Genomic DNA, 22,211 nt, shown 5'->3' with positions numbered 1-22,211 from the left:
CGAGGACAGTGGTGAGCCAGTCCAACTTCTCCCGTCCCGGGGCGATCGACCTGTCGGGCCTGCGCAAGCCGGCCGGTGCAGCGCCGGGTGCGCCCGGTGCTCCGGGTGCTGCCGGCGGTCCCGGCGCTTCGGCCGGCGCTGCCGGCGCGTATGTGCTGAACGTCACCGAGGCGAACTTCCAGACCGACGTGATCGAGCGTTCCCTCCAGGCGCCGGTGGTGGTCGAGCTGTGGTCGCCGCGCTCGCAGGGCTCGAACGCCCTCGGTGCGGTCCTGGCCCAGCTGTCGACCGAGTACGCCGGGAAGTTCCTGCTGGCCCGGATCGACGTCGACGCGAACCCACAGGTGGCGCAGGCGTTCGGCGTCCAGGCGGTGCCCGTGGTGATCGCGATCCTGCGCGGTCAGCCGGTCCCGTTGTTCCAGGGCGTCCTCGGTGAGCCAGAGGTCCGGCAGTACCTCGACCAGCTGCTGACCGTGGCGGTTGCCAACGGCATCACCGGCCGCGCCGAGCCGGTCGGCCAGGCCGCCCCGGACGCCGATTCGGAAGAGGAGCCGCCGCCGAACCCGCGGTACGAGAAGGCCGAGAACGCTGTCGCCGAGGGCGACCTGGACGGCGCGATCGCGGCGTACGAGGAGCTGCTCAAGGAGACGCCGGCCGACGCCGAGGCGAAGTCCGGGCTGGCCCGGGTGCAGCTGGTGAGGCGGACCCAGGACGTGCCGGCCGACGTACGGGCGCGTGCGGCGGACAACCCGACCGATGTCGAGGCGCAGATGCTGGTCGCCGATGTCGACCTGATGGGCGGGCATGTCGACGACGCCTTCGCGCGGCTGATCAGCACGGTCCAGGCGACCTCCGGCGACGAGCGGAACACCGTCCGGCTGCACCTGCTCGAGCTGTTCGAGGTGGTCGGCGCGGATGACGACCGGGTGGTCAAGGCCCGCCGTCGGCTGATGTCCGCCCTGTTCTAACCCTTCAGGATCGGATCTGTTGTCAGGGTCTCCGAGACCCGGGCGAGGAGGGCGCGGAGCGTCTCCGCCTCCTCCTCGCTGAACGCCGCGGCCAGTCGACGCTCGACGGCCGTGGCGCGCTTGTCCGCCTGATCGAGAGCCTTCCGCCCGGCGTGCGTCGGTCGGGTCTCGATCACGTGCTTGTGCAGCGGATGCGGCGTGCGCTCGATCAGGCCGCCGGCCTCCAGGTTGCGCAGGATCGTCGTCATCGTCTGCGGGGTGACGGCGCAGCGGCGGGCCAGTTCGGCGGCCGAGATCCCCGGCTGCTCGTCCAGCACGAACAGCGCGGCGTACTGCGGAACCGTGAGGCCGGCCGGTTTCACGGCCGCTGACTTCGCCGCCTGCAGCTCCTGCTCGACCCGCTTGAAGTGACTCCCGAGCCGTTCGTCGAAGGACATCCGCATGCGGACCATCCTACGAACGGCGCTGGTGATATATGCATTGATGACTATCAGAGCTCTGATTAATCTCTGTGCTCGTATCCATCCGGAGAAGGGGTTCTCGATGAAGTTTCGTGTACTGGCCGTGGCGCTGCTCGCTCTGGCGGCGTCGCCGGCCGCAGTTCCCGTCACGGCCGCTGCCTCGCACGGGATTCCCGTGCAGCTCGACGGCCGGACGGCTGACAGGTATCCGGAGGGGATCGCCTGGGATCCGACCCGCCAGGCGTTCCTGATCGGGTCATTGGCCACCGGGCGGATCTCGGTGGTCGGCCGGGACGGCGTACCGCATCCGTTCGGTGTCGCGCCCGGTGTGTCGACGTTCGGGCTGCATGTCGATGCCGTGCGCAACCGTGTGCTCGTCACGTACGCCGACATCGGGAACGGCGAGCGGTCGTCGGATGCCACGCTCTACAAGCAGTCCGGCGTGGCGATCTACAACCTGCGCACCGGGCGGCTCGAGCGAAAGGTGGATCTGAACACTCCGCGGCTGAACCCGGCCGGCGGTCGCCACGGTGTGAACGACCTGGCGATCGATGCCGTGGGCAACGCCTACGTCACCGACCCGTCGGGAGACGCGATCTACCGGATCACGCCCGGTGGCACCGCGTCGGTTCTGGTCCGCGACGAGCGGCTGCAGAGCGACACGATCGGGCCGAACGGCATCGTCTGGCACCCGGGCGGCTACCTGCTGGTGGTCCGGTACGACGTGGGCACACTGTTCCGGATCTCGCTGCGTGGTGAACTCAGTATGACTGGTCTGACCAGTGCACTGGTCGGGGGAGACGGCTTGGCGCTGGCGCGCGACGGTCGGCTGATCGCGATCACCAACAAGCTCGGTGCGGCCGGGGTCGAGCGGGCGACCGTGCTGAGCAGCCGGGACAACTACCGGACCGCCCAGGTGCGGGCGGTAGAGCCGTGGCCGGTGTCCGGTCCGACAACGGCTGCGATCACGCCGTACGGGACGTATGTGCTGAGCGGGCGGATCGATGTGCTGATCGCGGGTGGCTGGTCCGACCAGTTCACTGTCCGGCGGATGGAGGTGGGGTGAGCTGGCCGGAATCGGACAGTGTGAATTCTTGTAATTGGCACTGAAGTGCTCCGAGAATTCTTCACATGAGTGCTGTCGCGTCGCCGCCGCCGAGTCTCGAGGCGCGGATCCACGGCCTGCTGCCGGCCTTGAGTCCGGCGCAGGCCCGGATCGCCGCCGAAGTACTGCGGGATCCGGCGGCGGTGGCGGGTTCGACGATCGGTCAGCTGGCAGCCCGCTGCGGTACGTCGCTGCCGAGTGTCACGCGCTTCTGCCTCGCGCTCGGTCTGTCCGGGTATGCCGAGCTCCGGCTCGCGCTGGCGGCCGAGACTGGTCGGACCAGTCTCAGCTGGGAACGCGGGACGGGATCCGAGGTCGGCCCGGACGATTCACTGGACGACGTACTCCGGACGCTGCTGCGCGCGGACACGCGGGCACTCGAGGACACCGTCGCGTCGCTGGACGTCGACGCGCTCAGGCGTGCGGTGCAGGCGATCTCGGACGCGCGACGGATCGATCTGTACGCCGTGGCGGGTTCGGCGGCGGTGGCCGAGGATCTGCGGTTGCGACTGCACCGGATCGGGCGGAGCGCGAGTACCTGGAGCGACGTACACACCGCGCTCGCCAGCTCCGCTCTGCTCGGGACCGGCGATGTCGCGATCGGGATCTCGCACAGCGGCGAGACGCTCGAGGTGCTGGAACCGGTGGTCCGGGCCGGGCGGCAAGGCGCGACGACTGTTGCCATCACCAACTATCCGCGATCGCCGTTGGCGCGGGCCGCGGACATCCTGCTGGTCACCGCGGCTCGCGACGTGACGTTCCGGACCGGGGGAATGGCCGGCCGGCACGCCCAGCTGATCGTGCTGGATGCGCTCTATCTCGGCGTCGCGCAGCGCGACTATCCGTTGGCCGAGCAGGCCTTCGACGCCACTGCCGAGGCGGTTGCCGATCACCGTCAACGCTCCTGAAACGTCTTCTGCCGCACGCTCCGTTCGTCCGCCTTCCGAAGGAGAACCATGCAGAGTCCGCACCAGATCCTCGGCCCCAGCCGCCGAACCCTCCTACTCGGCGCCGGCGCCGGTGCGTTGACGGCGGCGGCCGCAACAGCCGCGTCCACGTCGACGGCAGCCGCCTCGACCACCTCAGCCGCGGGAGCCGGCTCGGCGGCCGGAGCCGCGTCGGGCGCAGCGGGTGGTGTTGCGGCTGCCGCCGTACCGTCGCCGGACACGTTGCCGTTGACCGGTGGGCCTGACTTCCCGATCGGGTTGTTCTGGCCGCCGCACCCGTACGCGAGCACTACCCAACGGTTCGCGGAGATCAAGAACGCCGGCTTCGACTTCATCGTCTCCGGCAACTACGCCGGCGACGGCAACATCTTCCAGTACCAGCTCGGCCTGGCCCGCGACGCCGGCCTGAAGATGCTGATCTCGGACGACATCCAGATCCGCAACATGTCCCGCTGGTTCTCGATCTCGGACACCACGACCGATTTCCTCAGCGTGACCCCGGCCGAGGCCAGCGCGCTCTACATCCGGGCCCGCGACGCGTACGGGCCGTACTCGTCGCTGGCCGGTTTCAACTTCTACGACGAACCCGGTGCGGGCTGGTTCGCGACGCTGGCGAAGGCGCTCGCGATCTCACGTGAGCTCGCGCCGCAGTTGCTGCCGTACATCAACCTGCTGCCGTCCGACGACGCGACGTACTACCGCAGCTTCGTCGATGTGGTGAAGCCGTCGCTGATCTCGTTCGACCGGTATCCGCTGCTGTCCGAAGGGCGCGAGGACGAGAACTACTTCCACAACTGGGCCATCGTCCGGGACGCGGCGTTGTACGGCGACATCCCGTCGTGGGTGTACATCCAGACGCTTGCCTACAACAACCATCGCGAACCGACCGCGGCCGAGCTGCTCTGGCAGATCAACATCAGCCTCGCGTACGGCGCGAAGGGTATCCAGTACTTCACGTACTGGACGCCGGAGGCTGCTCGTGGCGAGGGATTCGGGCCGGCGCTGATCACGGTCGACGGCAAGCGGACGTCGCGGTACGACGCCGCGAAGCAGATCAACACCGGTTGGTTGCACCAGGTCGGGCGCGAGCTGAAGCCGCTCGTGTCGGAGTCCGTCGTCCACGCGAACGAGACTCCGTTGCCGAACGGGGCTGTCGGGTTCACGCCGACGAGCCTGGTGTCGGCGGTCTCCGGGGATTCGGTTGTCGTGGGCACCTTCCGGCCGCGGGACGCTGCGTCGGGTGATCGCTGGGTGCTGGTTGCCAACCGGTCGCACAGTGCGCCGGCTCGGGCGGTTGTGGCGGTGAATGCGCAGGCGGTCGGATCGGTCGGGGTGTTCCAGCCGGCGCGGCAGAAGTACGTGTCGCAGCGGGTCGGGCCGATCCAGGTCTCGCTGGCTCCTGGTGCGGCGACGTTGATCAAGCTCGGCGCGAAGTAGTCAGGTCGTTCAGGTCCTGTCTGGTGATCCAGACAGGACCTGGCCGGTGTAGACACCCATCGCGCGGAAGCGGAGGGCCGGGGCCGCGTACTCCTCGAGGGCGTGCGCGGTCCAGCCGATCATCCGGGCGAGCGCGAAGAGGGCGTCGCCGGCGTCCGGGCGGAAGTTGTAGGCGTCCATGACCGCGGCGATCGCGAGGTCGCTGTTCGGGAAGGTCGGGGTGCGCTCGGCGATGGCGGCGATCGTGCCGACGATCGGGTGGTCGCCGAGCAGGCCGAGCAGTACGTCGGCGCGCGGGTCGCGCTGCTGGTAGATCTTGTGGCCGAAGCCGGGGATCGGTTCGCCTGAGCGCAGTTGGTCCGAGAGTGCCTTCAGTGGGTCTTGCCGCGCGCGTTGGAGGAACTCGTAGGCGAGGGTCGGCGCGGCGCCGTGGTACTGCCCGTCGAGCGCGCCGAGGCCGGCGGAGATGACGGCGTACAAGTTCGCGCGCGCACTGGCGGCAACCCTCGCTGCAACCGTCGACACCGCGAGCCCGTGATCGGCCAGCAGGATGAGCGCCGCGTCGAGCACCTCCGGCCGGGGCGGTTCGGCGGAGAGCTTGGACCAGAGCCGCGCGCCGAGGGTCGCGTCGGAAGGCGCGTCGTCACCGGGGTCCGGCGGCTGCTCGGTCACGTCGGGCAGCGCGGTCACCAAGGTCCCGATCAGCCGCCCGGCCGCGGCAGTCACGGCCGGCACCGACAAGTCGAACCGCAACGCATCAGCAGCCCCGAGCACAGCCACCGCAACCCGCAACCCATCCGTCAACCGAGCCCCCTCCGGCACCACCCCCAGAGCCCTCCGAGCAAGCTCCACCCCCTCCCGCGAACCGGCAAACGCCGCCATGGCGGACGAGGCGGGGCTCGCGGCGGAGGCCGCATTCCTCGGTGGGCCTTCTGGGGTTCGGGCGGTCCAGAGGAGGTGGGCTACCTGTTCGACTGTCCAGGTGGTGGCCAGGCGGCTGGCTGGGTGGCCTCGGTAGTAGAGCTCGTCGTTCTCGAGGAGGGTTAGTTGGGATTCGATGCGTTCCACTACGCCCGAGTGGTCCACCGAGCGGCTGGCGAGGCGTTCTACCTCGGTGGCTGAGAAGAGGCTGCCGCGGCGTCCTCGGGCTCGGGTGCTGGTGAGGAGACCCCGGCTGACGTAGGCGTAGATGGTTTCGGGTTTGACCTGGAGGCGGCGGGCGACCTCGGCGGTGGTCAGGTAATTCTCGTCACCTTCGGCTGCCATCCACGCTCCTCTACGGATTCATATTGACTGGATCAATATTGACAATAGTTGATTGGCTGTCAACTCTGAAGATATGTCAACAGTGATCAATGTTCCGCCCGGTCTGCGCAACGTCGTCGTCACCGAGACGACCCTCGGTGACGTCCGTGGGGACGAGGGGTTCTACCACTACCGCCAGTACTCGGCGATCGATCTCGCCAAGTCCAAGACGCTCGAAGACGTCTGGTACCTGATGTTCGAGGGCCGCCTCCCGACCGACGCCGAGCGCGACCGGTTCATCGCCGAGGTCGCGCCGCTGCGCGTCCTCCCCGACGAGGTCAGCGCGGTCCTGCCCGCGATCGCGGCCGCCGGCGCCAAGTTCAACCCGCTCGCCGGTCTCCGCACCGCGCTCTCGCTCCTCGCGGCTGTCCGCGGTCTCAAGCCGCTGTGGGATATCGACCCGGCCCGCCGCAAGGCCGACGCGATGCTGGTCTGCGCGGTCACCCCGACGATCCTCGCCGCTCTGTACCGCCTCCGCGAAGGCCGGCAGCCACTGGAGCCACGCGCCGACCTCTCGGCCGCGGCGAACTGGCTCTACCTGGTCACCGGCACCGAGCCGAACGCCGTACACGCGACCGCGATCGAGCACTACCTGGTCTCGACGCTCGACCACGGGTTCAACGCCTCCACGTTCACGGCCCGGGTGATCGCCTCCACCGGCGCCGATGTCGTCTCCGCCGTCGCCGGCGCGATCGGCGCGTTCTCCGGCCCGCTCCACGGCGGCGCTCCGGACCGCGCGCTCGCGAGCCTCGACGAGATCGGTACGCCGGACCGCATCGACGCCTGGGTCCGGGCGAAGGTGTCCGCCGGCGACCGCATCATGGGCTTCGGCCACGCGGTCTACCGAACCGAGGACCCGCGCTCGTTGATGCTCCGCGACATCGCCCGCGGCATCGGCGGCGACCTGGTCGACTTCGCGACCACTGTCGAGCAGCGCATCGTCGACGTCCTCGCCGAACTGAAGCCCGGCCGCAACCTCTACGCGAACGTCGAGTTCTACGCCGGCGTCGTGATGGAGCTCTGCGGTATCCCACGCGCGATGTTCACGCCGACGTTCGCCGTCAGCCGCATCATCGGCTGGTCGGCCAACATCCTCGAACAAGCCGAGGACCCGAAGATCATCCGCCCGATCGCCACGTACGTCGGCCCGCAACCACCGGCCCCGATCAACTAGCCGACGAACTGCATGACCCCGTCCTCGACCGGCCCGAACCGCAACGTCACCAGATCGCGCGGGTAGTTCTGCCGCAGGCGCCAGGGCCCCTGACTGCCCTGGCGCGGGAGGATGGCGGCCGCCCGGCGGATGTACCCGGACGACAGGTCCACGACCGGCCGAGGCGGAGCGTCGTACTCGGCCGGGTCGACCTCCGGGACGCAGATCCGCGCGCCGGTCGCCGTCAAGTGGTTCAAGAGCCGGCACACGTACTGCGAGGTCAGGTCGGACCGCAACGTCCAGGAGTTGTTCGTGTACCCGATGCACCAGGCAAGATTCGGTACGCCGCTGAGCATCATGCCCTTGTAGACAAAGGTGTCGTGCGGCTCCACCGACCGACCGTCGACCGTCACCTTGATATTGCCGAGTGCAACCATCCGCAGCCCGGTCGCGGTGACCACCAGGTCGGCGGGCAACTCCTGGCCGGACCGCAGCAGCAGACCGGTCGGGGTGAAGCGAACGATCTCGTCGGTCACCACCGACGCCGACCCGTCCCGCAACGCCTTGAACAGATCGGCGTCCGGCACCAGACACAACCGCTGGTCCCACGGCTTGTACTGCGGGGTGAAATGCGGATCGACCGGGATCGACTCCGGCAACTCCCGAGCCACGCCGGCGTTCAGCAACCACGCCGCATGCGCCGGCCACTTCCGGAACGCACTGTAGAGCGCGGTGCTCACGGCAACGTTCTTCCCGCGGATCAACCGGTGCGCGAGGTTCTCCGGCAGTACGGCGCGGAGTCGGTCCGAGAACGCGTCGCGGGCCGGGCGAGAGGCGACGTAGCTCGGCGTACGCTGCAGCATCGTCACGTGTTCCGCCGTACCGGCCATGGCGGGCACCAGCGTCACCGCAGTCGCACCGCTGCCGATGACGACCACTCGCTGCCCGGTGTAGTCCAGGTCGGCCGGCCAATGCTGCGGGTGCACGATCCGGCCCTCGAACGAGCTCTGCCCGGGGAAGTCGACCACGTAGCCCGAGTCGTAGTCGTAGTACCCGCTGCAGACGTACAAGAAAGAGCACGTGTAGAGGGAGTCGCCAGTCTCAACAGTCCACAGCGCGTCCGCGGACGACCACGACGCGCGTACGACGCGTTGCCCGAAGCGGATGTGCTTGTCGATGCCGTACGTCGACGCCGTCTCGTGCAGGTAGTCGAGGATCGCGGGCCCGTCCGCGATCGCCTTCGCCGCCTTCCACGGGTGGAACGGGAACCCGAGCGTGAACATGTCCGAGTCCGACCGCACTCCCGGATAGCGGAACAGGTCCCAGGTGCCGCCGAGCGCGTCCCGCGCCTCGAGTACGGCGTACGTCCGGTCCGGGCAGCGGGTCTGGAGACGGTACGCCGCGCCGATCCCGGAGAGGCCGGCGCCGACGATCAGCACGTCCAGGTGCTCGATGGAACTCACAGTACTCAACAGTAATGAAGATTCTTCCCGGGTGTTGTCGATTCCGTGTGGCGGCGATCGTCAGCAAGATGTTCAGTACAAGCCCTACACGAGGGAGAGCCTGAGATGGCGCAGTACATGTTCCTGCTGTACGACAGCGAAGAGTGGTACGACAACGTCACGCCGGACGACTGGCAGCAGGCGATGAAGCTGCACGGGGCGTTCGCCGAGGCGGTGGAGAAGGCCGGGGCGCGGATCCTCGGCGGGGAGGCGCTCGAGCGGTCGACGACGGCGAGCACGGTGAAACAGCGCGAGGGTGCCGAGCCGCTGGTCACCGACGGCCCGTTCATCGAGACCAAGGAGGCGCTCGGCGGTTTCTACGTCATCGAGGCCCGCGATCTCGACCAGGCGCTGGAGCTGGCCAAGATCTGCCCGTCCGGCAACGTCGAGGTCCGTCCGGTGATGGACACCTCGCCGGACTCGCAGCCGTCGGCCTGACATGCCTGACGCGGGTACGCCGACGTTCCGTCCCGTCGGCGTACCCGCGGGGGACAAGCGATGACTGAGGCGGTAGAGGTCACGCGAGTGGTCGACCAGGCTCATCGCGAGAGCTGGTCGACCGTGCTCGCGTCGGTGGTGCGCCTGACGCGGGACCTCGACCTGGCCGAGGACTGCACGCAGGACGCGTTCGTGCAGGCGCTGCGGACCTGGCCGGACGGGATCCCGTCGAATCCGGGTGGCTGGCTGACGACGGTCGCCCGACGACTCGCGCTGGATCGGCTGCGACGGGAGACGAACCTGTGGCGGAAGCTCCCATTGCTGGTAGAGGAGCCAGGCGAGGTCGAGCAGCCGACAGACCCGCTGCGGCTGGTGTTCACCTGCTGCCACCCGGCGCTCGCGCGCGAGTCACAGGTCGCACTGACCCTGCGGCTGATCTGCGGCCTCACGACCCGTGAGGTAGCGGCGGTCCTGCTGATCAGCGAGTCGACGGCAGCGGCGCGGATCACCCGGGCCAAGAAGAAGATCGCGGCCGCGGGCATTCCGTACCGGATCCCGGCGGATCACGAGCTGCCCAAGCGGTTGGACGTCGTGCTGACCGTCGTACATCTGGTCTACACGGCCGGGCATGTGGCGGCGGGGTCCGAGCTGACGCGGACCGATCTGACCGGACGCGCGGTGGAGCTGGCCCGGATGCTCGAGCGGTTGATGCCGGACGAGCCGGAACCGCAGGCGTTGCTCGGCCTGCTGCTGATGACCGAGGCGCGGGGCGACGCGCGAGTCAGCGCCGACGGTGAGCTGGTGCTGCTGGCGGACCAGGACCGGTCGCGGTGGAACGCACAGCTGCTGGCGGAGGGCGTCTCGCGGGCGACATCGGCCCTCCACAGAGGCCATGGGCGCTTCGCCTTGCAGGCGGCCGTCGCCGGGCTGCACGTGACTGCGCCGACGTGGGAGAGGACCGATTGGCGTCAGGTGGTCCGGATGTACGACGCGATGATGCTGAGCTGGCCGACGCCGATCGTCGCCCTCAACCGGGCGGCCGCGCACAGCCTCGTTCCCGGCGCGGACCTGGCCGCGGTCCTCGACGAATTGGATGCCTTGAGCAAGGAGCCCGCGCTGGCGGCGTACGCGTATCTGCCCGCGACCCGGGCCGACGTGCTCACCCGCCTCGGTCGGGCTGAGGAAGCCGCCGAGGCTTATCGAGAGGCGATCGAGCTCACGGCCAACGAGACCGAGCGCCGCTTCCTGACGGCGAGGCTTCAGGCGCGGGGTGCCCAGAGCTGATCGGCGTCGCCGGCTTCCATCCGGCCGCGGTACACGTCGATCTTGTGGTCGATGAGCTCCAGACTCTCCTGCAGTTCGGCGAGCTGGGTGAGTACGTCGGAGCGGTGAGCCTCGAGCAGTTCGAGGCGGTCCTTCTCGTTGCCACGCCCGGCGAGGACGAGCTCGGCGTACCGGCGGATGATCCGGATCGGCATCCCGGTGGCCCGGAACTTGGTGCAGATCTTGATCCAGTCCAGGTCGATCTGGCGGTAGCGACGGCGCCCGCCGGCGGTGCGGTCGACAGTGGTGACGACCAGTCCGGCGCGTTCGTAGTACCGCAGCGTGTGGACGCTGACGCCGGTGCGTTCGGCCGCCTCGGCAATACTGATCCCGCGTTCATTGACTTCGAGCACGCTCTAAATCCTAGCGTGGTCGGTATGACCCTCTCAACGCTCGAGGACACTGGTCTGACCAGTGCCCGCCGGTACGCCGTCCTCGTGATCTGCTGCGCGAGCCTGCTGATCTCGGTGATGGACATCTCGATCGTGAACGTCGCCCTGCCCGCGATCCGGGACGGGCTCGGCGCCTCGACGGCCGGACTGCAGTGGACCGTCGACGCCTACACGCTGGTGCTCGCGAGCTTCCTGTTGCTGTCCGGGTCGACCGCGGATCGGTTCGGCCGGCGCCGGATGTTCCGGCTCGGGCTGATCGTGTTCGGGGTCGGTTCGCTGCTGTGCAGTCTGGCGCCCGGGATCGGCTGGCTGATCGCCGCCCGTGCCGTGCAGGCGGTCGGCGGGACGATGCTCAACCCGGTCGCGATGGCGATCGTGGTGACGGTCTTCCCCGACCGCGCCGAGCGGGCGCGGGCGATCGGGATCTTCGGCGCGACGGCCGGCCTGTCGCTCGTCCTCGGCCCGATCCTCGGCGGCGCGCTGGTCGACGGCCTGGGCTGGCGGTCGATCTTCTGGGTGAACCTTCCGATCGTCGTCCTCGCGGTGATCTTCACCAGCCTGTTCGTCCCGGAGTCGCGCGCTGCCCACGGCCGCCGGTTCGACCCGATCGGCCAGCTCCTGGTCATCTTCGTCCTCGGCGGCGTCGTCTCCGCGATCATCGAGTCCGAGAAGCACGGCTGGGGTACGCCGCTGATCGTCGGACTGCTCGTGATCGCGGCGGTGTCGGCGGTCGCGCTGATCGCGTACGAACGCCGGCGCCAGGAGCCGCTGCTCGAGCTTCGCCTGTTCCGCAGCGTCCCGTTCAGCTCCGCCGTACTGATCGCGATGTCCGCCTACAGCGGCTTCGGCGCGTTCCTCTTCGTCACAACCCTCTACCTGCAGAGCGTGCGGAACCTCTCCGCCCTCGACGCGGGCCTGTCCCTGCTCCCGGTCGGTCTGCTGATCTGTGTGCTCTCGCCACTCACCGGTCGTGTGGTCGGGTCGGTCGGTCCGCGTCTGCCGCTTGTCGTCGCGGGTACGGCGCTGACACTCGGCGCGGCCGCATCGATGAGGATCGGCGTCTCCACCCCGCTCCCGGTGATCCTGGCGATCTTCCTGCTCTTCGGCGTGTTCCTGGGCACGATCAACCCGCCGATCGCGAACTCGGCGGTCTCGGGGATGCCCGCGTCGATGACCGGCCTCGCGGCGTCGCTCGCGTCGGTCGGCCGGCAGACCGGTACGTCGCTCGGCGTCGCGATCGCCGGATCGATCGTCGGCGCCAAGGCGACGACCGATCCGCGGGCGTTCGTCCACGCCGCCCACCAGGTCTGGTGGCCGATCATCGCGATGGGACTGGTCGTGCTGGCGTTGGCCCTGGTGAGCACGAGCCGCCGGGCCCTGCTTACGGCGCAGGCGGTGTGAGCGGCAGACCGAAGTACGTGACGAGACTCGGTGTGCTGAACACGTGGATGTGGGTCAGACCAGTGGCCGTCGGCGTGAGTACGGCGACGCCGTACGCCTCGCCCTTGAAGTAGGCGCCGACCGCAGGCTGGCCGTTCGCGACGATCGGGAGCATCCTCCAGTCGCCGGGCTCACCAACCGCGGACGCCAGCAGTTGCAGGCACATCACCCGGCCGTCGAACCAGGCCGTCGTACCGACCATCTCGATCGCCGCGTCCGCGCGCAGCGCTCGCTCGAGAGCGGCCAGGTCGGCGTTCTCGAAGCCGGAGATGTAGTCCGCGAGCAGGGCTTGGGCCCGTGGGTCGTCCGGCTCGACCACCTCCGAGGGCGGGTTCTCGTCGAGTCGTGCCCGCGCTCGCTGCAGCGTGCTCTTCACCGCCGCGACGGAGGTGTCGAGCATGGTGGCGACCTCGGCGGCGGGGAACGCCAGCACCTCGCGCAGGATGAGTACGGCGCGCTGCTTGGCCGGCAGGTACTGCAGCGCCGCGATGAGCGCCAGCCGCAGGCTCTCCCGCGTGGTCACGATCGTCGCCGGGTCGTGTACCAGCGATTCGGCGATCGGCTCCACGAAGAGCACGGACGGGTCGTCGGGCGGTGAGCCGGGGGAGAGGTCGGTGGCCGGAGCGCCGAGGCCGGACGGCAGCGCGCGGCGGCCGCGTTGCTCGAGTGCGGTCAGGCAGACGTTGGTCGCGATCCGGTACAGCCAGACCCGCACCGACGAGCGTTCCTCGAACGCCGACCACGAACGCCATGCCCGCAGGTACGTCTCTTGTACGGCGTCCTCGGCCTCGTGCACTGACGCGAGCATCCGGTAGCTGTGCGCGAGCAGCTCCTTGCGGAACGGCTCGGTTCGGCTGCCGAAATCACTCACCACTACCTCCTCGATCGTCATAGGCCGAGCACCGGCCGAGCCCAGCGTCCCATCCGCTGGATCGCATCGTCGGCTTCCGGCGCGCGACCCGCCGCCATCTGGAACGTGTGCTGCATCTCCGGGAAGACATCGAGCCGTACGTCGATCCCCGCCTTCTCCGCACCGTTGGCCAGCATCTGCGCGTCGTCCAGCAGTACTTCGTCCCCGCCGACCTGGATGTAGATCGGTCCGAGTCCGGTCAGGTCGCCGTACAGCGGATTCACGAACGGATCGTGCGGTGAGCCATCAGGCCCCAGGAACGTCCACGCGAGTCCGCGGACCAGGTCCCGGTAGAAGAACGCGTCGCGATCCCGGTTGACGTCGTACGACGCTCCGGTCGCCTCGAAGTCCACCCATGGCGAGAACGGCATCGCGCCGGCGGGCAGGGGCAGTCCGACGGACCGGGCGCGCAGCTGCGTGGTGATGGCCATCCCGCCGCCTGCCGAGTCGCCGGTGAAGATGATGTGCCCGGGCGCGATGCCCTGGTCCAGCAGCCAGCGGTACGTGTCGACCGCGTCGTCGAGCTGGACCGGGTGGAGGTAGTCGGGCGCGAGCGGGTAGTCGAACACCAGCGCCCGGGCCCCGACTGCGCGCGCGAGGTGGGCGAAGAGCTTACGGTGCGAGTACCGGGATCCGCTGATGTAGCCGCCGCCGTGGAAGCAGAGCAGCACCCGGTCTTCGGTCGCGTTGTGCGGCACGATCCAGAGCGCCTGCCGTCCCGGGACCGACAGATAGTCGACGTCCGGCGGTTCGGCGGTCAGCTCGGCCCAGCGGTGGTTGGCCCGCTCCGGATCGTCCTGCACCGTCGAGACCTTCGCCGCGGCCCAGTGCTGCTTGACCGCTTCCGACTCCTTGCTTGCCATCGTGATCCCTTTTCGTTGCTGGTCGTTATCGGTACTGACCAGCGCTGCCGCGAAAAGGAATCGGCGTGCTTCACTGGGATCATGAGCACTCCGGGCTCAGGGCCGGCGTTGTCGGCCTCGGAAGAACGCACCTGGGCGATGATCGCGCATGTGGGGGTGTTCATCGCGGCCTGGTTCGCGATGGGGTTCCTGTGTCCGCTGATCATCTGGCTGCTGTTCCGCGGGCGGTCCGAGTTCGTCCGCAAGAACGCGGTGGAGTCGCTGAACTTCCAGATCTCGCTGCTGATCTACACGGCGATCGCGGTGGTGCTGGTGCTGATCACGTTCGGTCTCGGGGTGCTGATCATCGTGCCGCTGATCGTGATCGGCGCGGTCGCGGCGTCGAGCGGGCAGGAGTACCGGTACCCCTTGACGCTCCGGTTCGTCCGTTAGCGGTCGGTTAGAGTCGGGCCGGTGGAGCTCATCGGCCAGGGGATGGAAGGCGCGGTCTACGACCTCGGGGACGGGACCGTGTGGAAGGTCTGGTTCGACCGGCGGCCGGAGGATGTGCTGCCGCTGAAGGCGTTCCTGGACGAGGTGCCGGAGTTGCCGTTCCGTACGCCGCGGATCCGCGAGGTCGGCGTGGGCGAGAACGGGCTGGCGGTCAGCGTGGAGGACAAGCTGACCGGCGTACCGCTGCACGAGGCGGGTCTACCGGAGGAGCAGGCCCTCGAGGCGTTCGTGCTGGTCGTCGAAGCGCTGCGATCCACGCACCCCGGTCCGGCGGCCACGGCAATGACCGTGATCAACGAGCCTTTCTGGAAGCAGTCCTGGGGCGAGAGCCTGGCGGGCTTGGTGGGGCGTCGCGCGGCGGCCTCCAAGGTCCACCTCGAGCGGGACGTGCCTGACTTCGCCGGACTGCTGGAGGCGGTGGTCGAGGGGCTGCGCAGCCTGGCTGGTCTTCAGCTGAGTGTGGTGCATGGGGACATCTGCCCGCCCAACGTGCTGATGGACGGGGCGCGGGTTGCGGCGGTGCTGGACTGGGGATTCTTGTCGACCGCGGGCGACAACACGTTCGAGGCGTCGTTGGCGGCGGGGTTCTTCGACATGTACGGGCCGGATGCGCGGCGGCTGGACCAGCTGCTGCTCGGACGGTTCGAGAAGCTCGGACACGACCGCGAGCGGATGCGGCTCTACCGGCAGGCGTACGCGATCACGACCGCGACCATCTACGACGAGAATGCCGGCGACGGGCACTACCTCTGGTGCGTCAACCAGCTCACGAAGTGATCGGTACGCCGGCGCGTAGGTTGTGGAGCTGATTCGGCGCGGCCAGGAGCATCGGGAGCCGCCGGGCATTCAGCGGCGAGACCAGGCCCTCCAGCTCCTCGGGCGCGTGCCATGACAGGCCGCGGATCTCGAAGCCGTCCGGTTGCAGTTCGTCGATCAGCGACGGGTCGTGGACGCCACCGTCGTACAGGATCTCGACTGCGTCGCCCCAACCCTCCCAGCGCGGCAGCCAGTCGATGGCGAGCACGGCGAGCAGCGGCAGCGCCGTACCGATCTCTTCCTGCATCTCCCGGGACGCACCGGTCGCCGGGTCCTCGTCGGGCTCGACCACACCGCCGGGCAACTCCAGGTCCTTCTTGTAGCTGACCTGACACAGCAGGACGCGCCCAGCCGTGTCGCGTACGACGACGTGCGCGATCACCCGCTTCTTGGGCAGTGTCGAGTCCATCAACGCCGTCCAGCCGGTCACCGAGTCAGGACGCGGGTCGTCCTTCCGCATCCCGTAGATCGCGACGTCCCGGCGCTCGCCGTCGACCAGCGCGCCGCCACGCAACACGCCCTCACGCCGGAAACCGGAACGGATCGCGACCCGGGCGCTCGAGTGCAGCTCGGGGTCGACCTCGACCTGCAGCCGCTCCAGCCCAAGCTCGGCGAACGCGTACTCCGACACGAGTCGCAGCGCCTGCTGGGCCGGTCCGGGACCGCCGTCGAGCGACCAGACCACCAGCGCGACGCCGGGCGTGGTCCGGCGCACCTCGACCGTGCCCAGGGTGTCTCCCGCGTTCTCCGGGCCGCCTGGATGGACGTGCTCGACGGTGAACGTCGTCACCTGTCCGTTCGGCGGCGAAGGTCGCAGCGTCAGCTCACCATCTGACAGGGGGTCCACGGCGGTCACCCCTGAACGCTACCCGGTGAAGCGCAGGTACACCGTCGCCAGGGGTGGCACGGACAGCTCGGTGCTCGTGGTCATCCCGTGCCACTCCGGCCCGTCGGCCTCGACCGCGCCGAAGTTGCCGACGCCGGAGCCGCCGTACGTGTTGGCGTCGGTGTTGACGACCTCCTCCCAGCGGCCGGCGTACGGGAGGCCGAGGCGGTAGCCGTGGTGCGGGATCGCGGAGAAGTTCGCGATACACGCCACGGTCGGCTCACCGTCGTCGCCGTACCGGACGAACGAGAAGATGTTGTTGCTGGCGTCGTTCGCGTCGATCCAGCTGAACTTCTCGGCCTCGTGGTCGGTGCGCCAGAACGCCGGAGTGTCCTTGTAGACCCGGTTGAGGTCGCGGACCAGCTGCTGCAGACCCTGGTGGTCGCTGTGGTCCAGCAGCCACCAGTCGAGCTCGCCCTTCTCCGACCACTCCGACTCCTGACCGAACTCGCAGCCCATGAACAGCAGCTGCTTGCCCGGGTGCGCCCACATCATCGCCAGGTACGCACGCAGGTTCGCCAGCTGCTGCCAGCGATCGCCGGGCATCTTGCGCAGCAGCGATCCCTTGCCGTGCACGACCTCGTCGTGGGACAGCGGGAGGACGAAGTTCTCGGAGTACGCGTACATCATCGAGAACGTCAGTTCGTGGTGGTGGTACTGGCGGTGGATCGGCTCGTGCTCCAGGTAGCGGAGCGAGTCGTTCATCCAGCCCATGTTCCACTTGAAGCCGAAGCCGAGACCGCCGAGATGCGTCGCGCGGGTGACGCCCGGCCAGGACGTCGACTCCTCCGCGACGGTGATGACGCCCGGGACCCGCTTGTAGAGGGTCGCGTTCATCTCCTGCAGGAACGAGACGGCCTCCAGGTTCTCGCGGCCGCCGTACTGGTTCGGGACCCACTGGCCGTCCTGGCGGGAGTAGTCGAGGTAGAGCATCGAGGCGACCGCGTCCACGCGCAGGCCGTCGATGTGGAACTCCTCGGCCCAGTAGATCGCGTTCGCCACCAGGAAGTTCCGCACCTGCGGCCGGCCGAAGTCGAAGACCAGCGTGCCCCAGTCCGGCTGCTCGCCGCGGCGCGGGTCCGGGTGCTCGTACAGCGGCGTACCGTCGAAGCGGGCCAGCGCCCAGGCGTCCTTCGGGAAGTGTGCGGGCACCCAGTCGACGATCACGCCGATACCGGCCTGGTGCAGCCGGTCGACGAGCAGCCGGAAGTCGTCCGGGTCGCCGAAGCGCGAGGTCGGCGCGAAGTACGACGTGACCTGGTAGCCCCACGATCCGCCGAACGGGTGCTCCATCACCGGCATCAGCTCGACGTGGGTGAACCCCATGTCGTTGACGTAGGCAACGAGTTCGTCGGCCAGCTCGCGGTACGAGCGGCCCTTGCGCCAGGACCCGAGATGTACTTCGTAGACGCTCATCGGCTCGGCGTACGCCTCGGCCTGCGCGCGCCGCTCGAGCCAGGCGGCGTCGCTCCACTCGTACGACGACTCCGTGACGACCGATGCGTTTGCCGGGGGAGTCTCGGCCAGGTTCGCCATCGGGTCGGCCTTCTGCCGCCAGACGCCGTCGCGGCCGCAGATGTCGAACTTGTACCGCGTACCCGCGCCGACGCCGGGTACGAAGATCTCCCAGACACCGGAGGACCCGAGCGAGCGCATCGGGTGTGCGCGGCCGTCCCAGAAGTTGAAGTCCGCGGTCAGCCGGATCCCTTGCGCGTTCGGGGCCCAGACGGCGAACGACGTACCGGTGACAGTCGCCGTCGGGCCGTCGTAGCGGCGGACGTGGGCGCCGAGCACGGTCCACAGCTGCTCGTGCCGGCCCTCGCCGATCAGGTGCAGGTCGACCTCGCCGAGCGACGGGAGATAGCGGTACGGGTCGTCGACCACGGTCGCGGGGCCGTCGGTATAGGTCACCTCGAGGCGGTAGTCCGGGACCTTGTCGACGTCGAGTACGCCGACCCAGATGCCGTCGTACTCGTGCCGGAGGTCGAGGCGGTGGTCGTCGTACAGCACGGTGACGCTCTTCGCGAACGGCCGCAGTGCGCGCACGGTGACACCGTGCTCGCCGAGATGCGGGCCGAGCACCCGATGAGGATCGTGGTACGTACCGGCGACGAGTCTCTCCAGCTCGGTCCGATCGACCGGGACCGCTGTCACCACAGGCTCCTCAACCGCCACCACAGGCTCCTCAAAAGCTTCGCGCTCTCCCATGAATCCCATCCTGCCCGATCAGCACCGTCTTCACTGCACCCCGTACCCGCCGAGTCCCGACGTACACAATCCTCAGTCGGTCAAAGCTTCTCGTGCGGCGTCGAGGTCGGCGCGGGCGATCGCGATCACGCCGCGAATCACCTCGTTGAGCGGCAGGAGCTGGCGGTCGTCACTCCAGCTCGAGCGACCTCCACGGCGTGACCCAGCGCCAGCTCGGCGTCCAGGAGTTCGATCTACTGTCCGGCCAAATGCGCCGCTGCGGACAGCGGGATCTGCAGCCACGTCGGCCTGTTCCGGGCCTCGTAGAGGACCTCGTAGATCACCTTGTCGGCGAGGAACGAGTTCAGCAGCACGGTCTGCTCGCGCGGATCGGTGCCCGCCACCTCGGCGTACCCGTCGCAGAAGGCCTCCTGGTTGCGAGCCGCCCACTCGGCTGCGCGGTACGCGATCTGCTGGTCGCCGCGGTGATCGGCCAGCAACGACCGGGCCGCGTAGTCGAACGAGCGCAGCATGCCGGCGATGTCCTTCACCGGCGTGTCCAGCGCCCGCCGCTCGATCAGCGACTTGGCCGGCTCGCCCTCGAAGTCGATCAGCTTCCAGCCGTCGATCGTCCGCAGCACCTGGCCGAGATGGAAGTCGCCGTGGATGCGTTGGACGGTGACGGGTTGGTCGTACGCCGCGAGCGCGTCGAACGCCCGGGCCAGACCGTCGGCGTACGGCGCGAGCTCCGGGATCGCGGCGGCCGCGGCGTCGAGCCGGCGACGCATCGCGTTCGCGTGCTCGACCAGCTTGGCCGGCTCCCAGATGTCGGTGCCGAGCGCCTTGGCCAGCTCGGAGTGCACCTGCGCGGTGCTCGCGCCGAGCCGGTGCGACTCGGCGGCGAAGTCACCGCCGACCTCCTCGGCGTGCAGGTCGGCCTCGGCGTACAGGTCGCGCACCGACGACGTCGCGAACGACCAGCCGTCGGTCGCGCTCTTCTGGAACGCCGTCATCATCGCCAGCTCGCCCGAGTCGGTGCCGCCGCCGGCGCGCGGCCACCTACCGCGCGCAGACCCCAGCACCTCCGGGACCAGGTCGGACCCGTACTCGGTGAGCGCCGACTCGATCTCGACCCCCGGGTTGCTCCCGGGCTCGAGCCGGCGGAACACCTTCAGCAGCGCCACGTCGCCGAACACCAGCGACGTGTTGCTCTGCTCCACGGTGAGGACCAGCGACTGCGCGTCCTCCGGTACTTCGATGGTCCGGTCCGGAGCCTGGACGGGATGGAACTCCAGCCCGTCCAGCTGCCGTCCGTGGGTCAGCCCGTCCAGCCAGTACGGCGTCGCTTCCTTGTCGTGCAGCGCGTCGTACACCCAGACGTCGGCGTCGTCGAGATCCGGCTCCGCCCACTCACCGACCAGCGCATGGCCGAGGTTGTCGACCGGTGCGCGGTGGTAGCTGAGCGGCAGCTGGTACACCCGGATCGGGATCTCCACCCCGGGCGGACCCGCACAGTAGACGAACCCGATCCGGACCGCCGGCCAGGCGCCCTCGTCCGACAGCCACACCGAGGTGGCCATCGCTTCGACGCGGACGTCGTGTCCCTTCTCGCCGAACCACCTCTGGCTCGCGCAGAAGGACTGGACCTGGTCCAGATGCGAATTCACTACATGCTCTCCTCGTGGTCAGCCGGCTTCGCCAGCCGGAACCAGTAGAAACCGTGGGCGCCGAGGGTCAGAAGGTAGGGCAACTCCCCGATGGTCGGGAAGTGCACACCGCCGAGCAACTCGATCGGCTCCACTCCTTGCCACTGCCGAAGATCCAGCTCGATCGGCTGCGGGAAGCGGGACAGGTTGTTCACGCACAGCACCACGTCGTCGCCGAACTCGCGCACGTACGACAGGACGCTCGGGTTCGAACCGCCGAGATCGGTGAACGTGCCCATCCCGAAGCAGGGGTGCTGCTTGCGGGTCTGGATCATCCGGCGGGTCCAGTGCAGCAGCGACGAGGCGTTCTCCATCTCGGCCTCGACGTTCACCGCCTGGAAGCCGTAGACCGGGTCCATGATCACCGGCAGGCTCAGCTTGCCGGGCGTCGCGGTGGAGAACGAGGCGTTGCGGTCCGGGGACCACTGCATCGGCGTCCGAACACCGTCGCGGTCGCCCAGCCAGATGTTGTCGCCCATGCCGATCTCGTCGCCGTAGTACAGGATCGGGGAGCCGGGCAGGCTCAGCAGCAGCGCGGTGAACAACTCCATCTTGTTGGTGTCGTTGTCCAGCAGCGGCGCGAGCCGGCGGCGGATGCCGATGTTCGCCTTCATCCGCGGGTCCTGCGCGTACTCCGACCACATGTAGTCGCGGTCCTCGTCGGTCACCATCTCGAGCGTGAGCTCGTCGTGGTTGCGCAGGAAGATGCCCCACTGGCAGGTGTCGGGGATCTCCGGCGTCTGGGCCAGGATCTCCGAGATCGGGAAGCGCGACTCCCGGCGTACGCCCATGAAGATGCGCGGCATCACCGGGAAGTGGAACGCCATCTGGCACTCGTCGCCGCCGGAGTCGCGGTCACCGAAGTACTCGACCACGTCGGCCGGCCACTGGTTCGCCTCGCAGAGCAGGACGCGGTCCTCGTAGTTCGCGTCCACCTCCTTGCGGATCCGCTTCAGGAACTCGTGGGTCCGGGGGAGGTTCTCGCAGTTCGTCCCGTCGGTCTCGAACAGGTACGGCACCGCGTCCAGCCGGAAGCCGTCGACGCCGCGGTCCAGCCAGAACTTCAGCGCGTCGACGATCGCGTCGCCGACGGCCGGGTTCTCGAAGTTCAGGTCGGGCTGGTTGGCGTAGAACCGGTGCCAGAAGTACTGGCCGCGGACCGGGTCCCAGGTCCAGTTCGAGCTCTCGGTGTCGACGAAGATGATCCGCGCGTCGGAGTACTTGTCGTCGGTGTCGGACCAGACGTAGAAGTCGCCGAACGGGCCGTCCGGGTCCTGCCGGGAGGCCTGGAACCACGGGTGCTGGTCCGAGGTGTGGTTCATCACGAAGTCGACGATCACCCGGATGCCGCGCGCATGCGCCTGGACCAGGAACTCCTCGAAGTCCTGCACGGTGCCGACCTCCGGCATCACGCCGGTGTAGTCCGAGACGTCGTAACCGCCGTCGCGCAGCGGGGACGGCTGGAACGGCGGCAACCAGAGGCAGTCGACACCGAGCCACTCGAGATAGTCGAGTTTCTCGGTCAGACCCTGCAGGTCGCCGATGCCGTCGGCGTTCGAGTCCTTGAAGGACCGCACGAGGACCTCGTAGAAGACGGCCCGCTTGAACCACAGCGGGTCACTCTTCGTCAGTCCGTGGTGCTGCTCCGGCAGCATGTCGGTCACGCTCACCTCCATCGGGTGTCTCCAAACCTAGCGGTACTGCGGCTTGTACTACGGCACGCCGCCACGAACGCGACGACGGTGGGTGGACCCGTCCTGGACATGCACTGATCTCTGGTACCCCACCAGGGCGCACCTAAAAGGAGCAGTACGTAGATCCGGACGCTTCCGGTGATGTGGTGACGCCGTCGGTCGGACGGTCCCGCAAGGCGTTCCGCA

At 68.7% G+C, this 22,211-nt stretch carries 20 protein-coding genes; 10 read left to right on the top strand and 10 right to left on the bottom strand.

The annotated features are described in order from the left end of the window. The first annotated feature begins 11 nt into the window (after nt 1-11). Complete coding sequence (locus OHA10_RS39205) at nt 12-968, top strand: tetratricopeptide repeat protein (protein WP_371403842.1); 957 nt, start codon at nt 12-14, stop codon at nt 966-968. Here OHA10_RS39205 and OHA10_RS39200 read toward each other — a convergent pair. Further along, nucleotides 965-1,411, bottom strand: a complete 447-nt coding sequence (locus OHA10_RS39200; protein WP_371403841.1) for a MarR family winged helix-turn-helix transcriptional regulator — start codon at nt 1,409-1,411, stop codon at nt 965-967. The genes OHA10_RS39205 and OHA10_RS39200 overlap by 4 nt on opposite strands. A 100-nt stretch (nt 1,412-1,511) precedes the next feature. Here OHA10_RS39200 and OHA10_RS39195 point away from each other — a divergent pair, with 100 nt between their 5' ends. From OHA10_RS39195 to OHA10_RS39185, 3 genes are all read left to right on the top strand, one after another. Beyond that, on the top strand, nt 1,512-2,495 hold the full coding sequence (locus OHA10_RS39195; RefSeq protein WP_371403840.1) for a hypothetical protein: 984 nt from the start codon (nt 1,512-1,514) through the stop codon (nt 2,493-2,495). Between the two features lie 65 nt (nt 2,496-2,560). Continuing rightward, nucleotides 2,561-3,442, top strand: coding sequence for a MurR/RpiR family transcriptional regulator (locus OHA10_RS39190; protein WP_371403839.1), 882 nt, complete (start codon nt 2,561-2,563; stop codon nt 3,440-3,442). A gap of 48 nt (nt 3,443-3,490) precedes the next feature. Next, nucleotides 3,491-4,918: a hypothetical protein gene (locus OHA10_RS39185; protein ID WP_371403838.1), complete on the top strand. Its 1,428-nt coding sequence runs from the start codon at nt 3,491-3,493 to the stop codon at nt 4,916-4,918. A gap of 9 nt (nt 4,919-4,927) precedes the next feature. Here the strand turns inward: OHA10_RS39185 and OHA10_RS39180 are convergent, their stop codons facing one another. Beyond that, on the bottom strand, nt 4,928-6,184 hold the full coding sequence (locus OHA10_RS39180) for a citrate/2-methylcitrate synthase (protein ID WP_371403837.1): 1,257 nt from the start codon (nt 6,182-6,184) through the stop codon (nt 4,928-4,930). A gap of 73 nt (nt 6,185-6,257) precedes the next feature. Between OHA10_RS39180 and OHA10_RS39175 the strand changes: the two genes are divergently transcribed. Further along, nucleotides 6,258-7,397, top strand: a complete 1,140-nt coding sequence (locus OHA10_RS39175; protein ID WP_371403836.1) for a citrate/2-methylcitrate synthase — start codon at nt 6,258-6,260, stop codon at nt 7,395-7,397. Here OHA10_RS39175 and OHA10_RS39170 read toward each other — a convergent pair. Continuing rightward, entirely contained in the window at nt 7,394-8,839 is a 1,446-nt protein-coding gene (locus OHA10_RS39170; RefSeq protein WP_371403835.1) for a flavin-containing monooxygenase, read from the bottom strand. The two genes, OHA10_RS39175 and OHA10_RS39170, sit on opposite strands and share 4 nt — an antisense overlap. A 105-nt stretch (nt 8,840-8,944) precedes the next feature. Here OHA10_RS39170 and OHA10_RS39165 point away from each other — a divergent pair, with 105 nt between their 5' ends. Continuing rightward, nucleotides 8,945-9,316, top strand: coding sequence for a YciI family protein (locus tag OHA10_RS39165; protein ID WP_371403834.1), 372 nt, complete (start codon nt 8,945-8,947; stop codon nt 9,314-9,316). A 60-nt stretch (nt 9,317-9,376) separates the two neighbouring features. Beyond that, complete coding sequence (locus tag OHA10_RS39160; protein ID WP_371403833.1) at nt 9,377-10,600, top strand: RNA polymerase sigma factor; 1,224 nt, start codon at nt 9,377-9,379, stop codon at nt 10,598-10,600. Here OHA10_RS39160 and OHA10_RS39155 read toward each other — a convergent pair. Next, on the bottom strand, nt 10,576-10,992 hold the full coding sequence (locus OHA10_RS39155; protein ID WP_371403832.1) for a MerR family transcriptional regulator: 417 nt from the start codon (nt 10,990-10,992) through the stop codon (nt 10,576-10,578). The two genes, OHA10_RS39160 and OHA10_RS39155, sit on opposite strands and share 25 nt — an antisense overlap. 24 nt (nt 10,993-11,016) lie before the next feature. Between OHA10_RS39155 and OHA10_RS39150 the strand changes: the two genes are divergently transcribed. Continuing rightward, complete coding sequence (locus OHA10_RS39150; RefSeq protein WP_371403831.1) at nt 11,017-12,432, top strand: DHA2 family efflux MFS transporter permease subunit; 1,416 nt, start codon at nt 11,017-11,019, stop codon at nt 12,430-12,432. On the opposite strand, the gene OHA10_RS39145 is transcribed toward OHA10_RS39150, so the two are convergent. Both OHA10_RS39145 and OHA10_RS39140 read right to left on the bottom strand, forming a co-directional pair. Next, on the bottom strand, nt 12,413-13,342 hold the full coding sequence (locus OHA10_RS39145; protein ID WP_371403830.1) for an RNA polymerase subunit sigma-70: 930 nt from the start codon (nt 13,340-13,342) through the stop codon (nt 12,413-12,415). The genes OHA10_RS39150 and OHA10_RS39145 overlap by 20 nt on opposite strands. 17 nt (nt 13,343-13,359) lie before the next feature. Then, complete coding sequence (locus tag OHA10_RS39140) at nt 13,360-14,244, bottom strand: alpha/beta hydrolase (protein WP_371403829.1); 885 nt, start codon at nt 14,242-14,244, stop codon at nt 13,360-13,362. A gap of 81 nt (nt 14,245-14,325) precedes the next feature. Between OHA10_RS39140 and OHA10_RS39135 the strand changes: the two genes are divergently transcribed. Continuing rightward, a complete protein-coding gene (locus OHA10_RS39135; RefSeq protein WP_371403828.1) occupies nt 14,326-14,676 on the top strand; it encodes a DUF4870 domain-containing protein in 351 nt (116 codons plus the stop codon). Nucleotides 14,677-14,697: 21 nt separating this feature from the next. Continuing rightward, nucleotides 14,698-15,513, top strand: a complete 816-nt coding sequence (locus OHA10_RS39130) for a phosphotransferase family protein (protein ID WP_371403827.1) — start codon at nt 14,698-14,700, stop codon at nt 15,511-15,513. On the opposite strand, the gene OHA10_RS39125 is transcribed toward OHA10_RS39130, so the two are convergent. The 4 genes from OHA10_RS39125 to treS form a co-directional block, all read right to left on the bottom strand. Further along, entirely contained in the window at nt 15,503-16,408 is a 906-nt protein-coding gene (locus OHA10_RS39125) for a GNAT family N-acetyltransferase (RefSeq protein ID WP_371403826.1), read from the bottom strand. The two genes, OHA10_RS39130 and OHA10_RS39125, sit on opposite strands and share 11 nt — an antisense overlap. 9 nt (nt 16,409-16,417) lie before the next feature. Further along, complete coding sequence (glgB, locus tag OHA10_RS39120) at nt 16,418-18,613, bottom strand: 1,4-alpha-glucan branching protein GlgB (RefSeq protein WP_371403825.1); 2,196 nt, start codon at nt 18,611-18,613, stop codon at nt 16,418-16,420. Between the two features lie 266 nt (nt 18,614-18,879). Then, nucleotides 18,880-20,292 carry an aminoglycoside phosphotransferase gene (locus OHA10_RS39115; protein ID WP_371403824.1) on the bottom strand — a complete coding sequence of 471 codons (1,413 nt, stop codon included), beginning with the start codon at nt 20,290-20,292 and terminating at the stop codon, nt 18,880-18,882. Beyond that, nucleotides 20,292-22,007, bottom strand: a complete 1,716-nt coding sequence (gene treS, locus OHA10_RS39110; RefSeq protein ID WP_371403823.1) for a maltose alpha-D-glucosyltransferase — start codon at nt 22,005-22,007, stop codon at nt 20,292-20,294. Before treS ends, OHA10_RS39115 begins: the two co-directional genes overlap by 1 nt. Nucleotides 22,008-22,211: the final 204 nt, after the last annotated feature.

The organism is Kribbella sp. NBC_00662, from assembly GCF_041430295.1.
GTDB lineage: Bacteria > Actinomycetota > Actinomycetes > Propionibacteriales > Kribbellaceae > Kribbella.
Note: the sequence above shows the minus strand (reverse complement) of the source record. Positions and strands in the feature narration are given on the sequence as shown.

Bases quoted from the DNA above. Each gene is read 5' to 3' on its own strand.
- OHA10_RS39200 (WP_371403841.1), bottom strand. From the start codon at position 1,411: ATGCGGATGTCCTTCGACGAACGGCTCGGGAGTCACTTCAAGCGGGTC.
- OHA10_RS39195 (WP_371403840.1), top strand. From the start codon at position 1,512: ATGAAGTTTCGTGTACTGGCCGTGGCGCTGCTCGCTCTGGCGGCGTCG.
- OHA10_RS39190 (WP_371403839.1), top strand. From the start codon at position 2,561: ATGAGTGCTGTCGCGTCGCCGCCGCCGAGTCTCGAGGCGCGGATCCAC.
- OHA10_RS39185 (WP_371403838.1), top strand. From the start codon at position 3,491: ATGCAGAGTCCGCACCAGATCCTCGGCCCCAGCCGCCGAACCCTCCTA.
- OHA10_RS39180 (WP_371403837.1), bottom strand. From the start codon at position 6,184: ATGGCAGCCGAAGGTGACGAGAATTACCTGACCACCGCCGAGGTCGCC.
- OHA10_RS39175 (WP_371403836.1), top strand. From the start codon at position 6,258: ATGTCAACAGTGATCAATGTTCCGCCCGGTCTGCGCAACGTCGTCGTC.
- OHA10_RS39165 (WP_371403834.1), top strand. From the start codon at position 8,945: ATGGCGCAGTACATGTTCCTGCTGTACGACAGCGAAGAGTGGTACGAC.
- OHA10_RS39160 (WP_371403833.1), top strand. From the start codon at position 9,377: ATGACTGAGGCGGTAGAGGTCACGCGAGTGGTCGACCAGGCTCATCGC.
- OHA10_RS39150 (WP_371403831.1), top strand. From the start codon at position 11,017: ATGACCCTCTCAACGCTCGAGGACACTGGTCTGACCAGTGCCCGCCGG.
- OHA10_RS39140 (WP_371403829.1), bottom strand. From the start codon at position 14,244: ATGGCAAGCAAGGAGTCGGAAGCGGTCAAGCAGCACTGGGCCGCGGCG.
- OHA10_RS39135 (WP_371403828.1), top strand. From the start codon at position 14,326: ATGAGCACTCCGGGCTCAGGGCCGGCGTTGTCGGCCTCGGAAGAACGC.
- treS (WP_371403823.1), bottom strand. From the start codon at position 22,007: ATGGAGGTGAGCGTGACCGACATGCTGCCGGAGCAGCACCACGGACTG.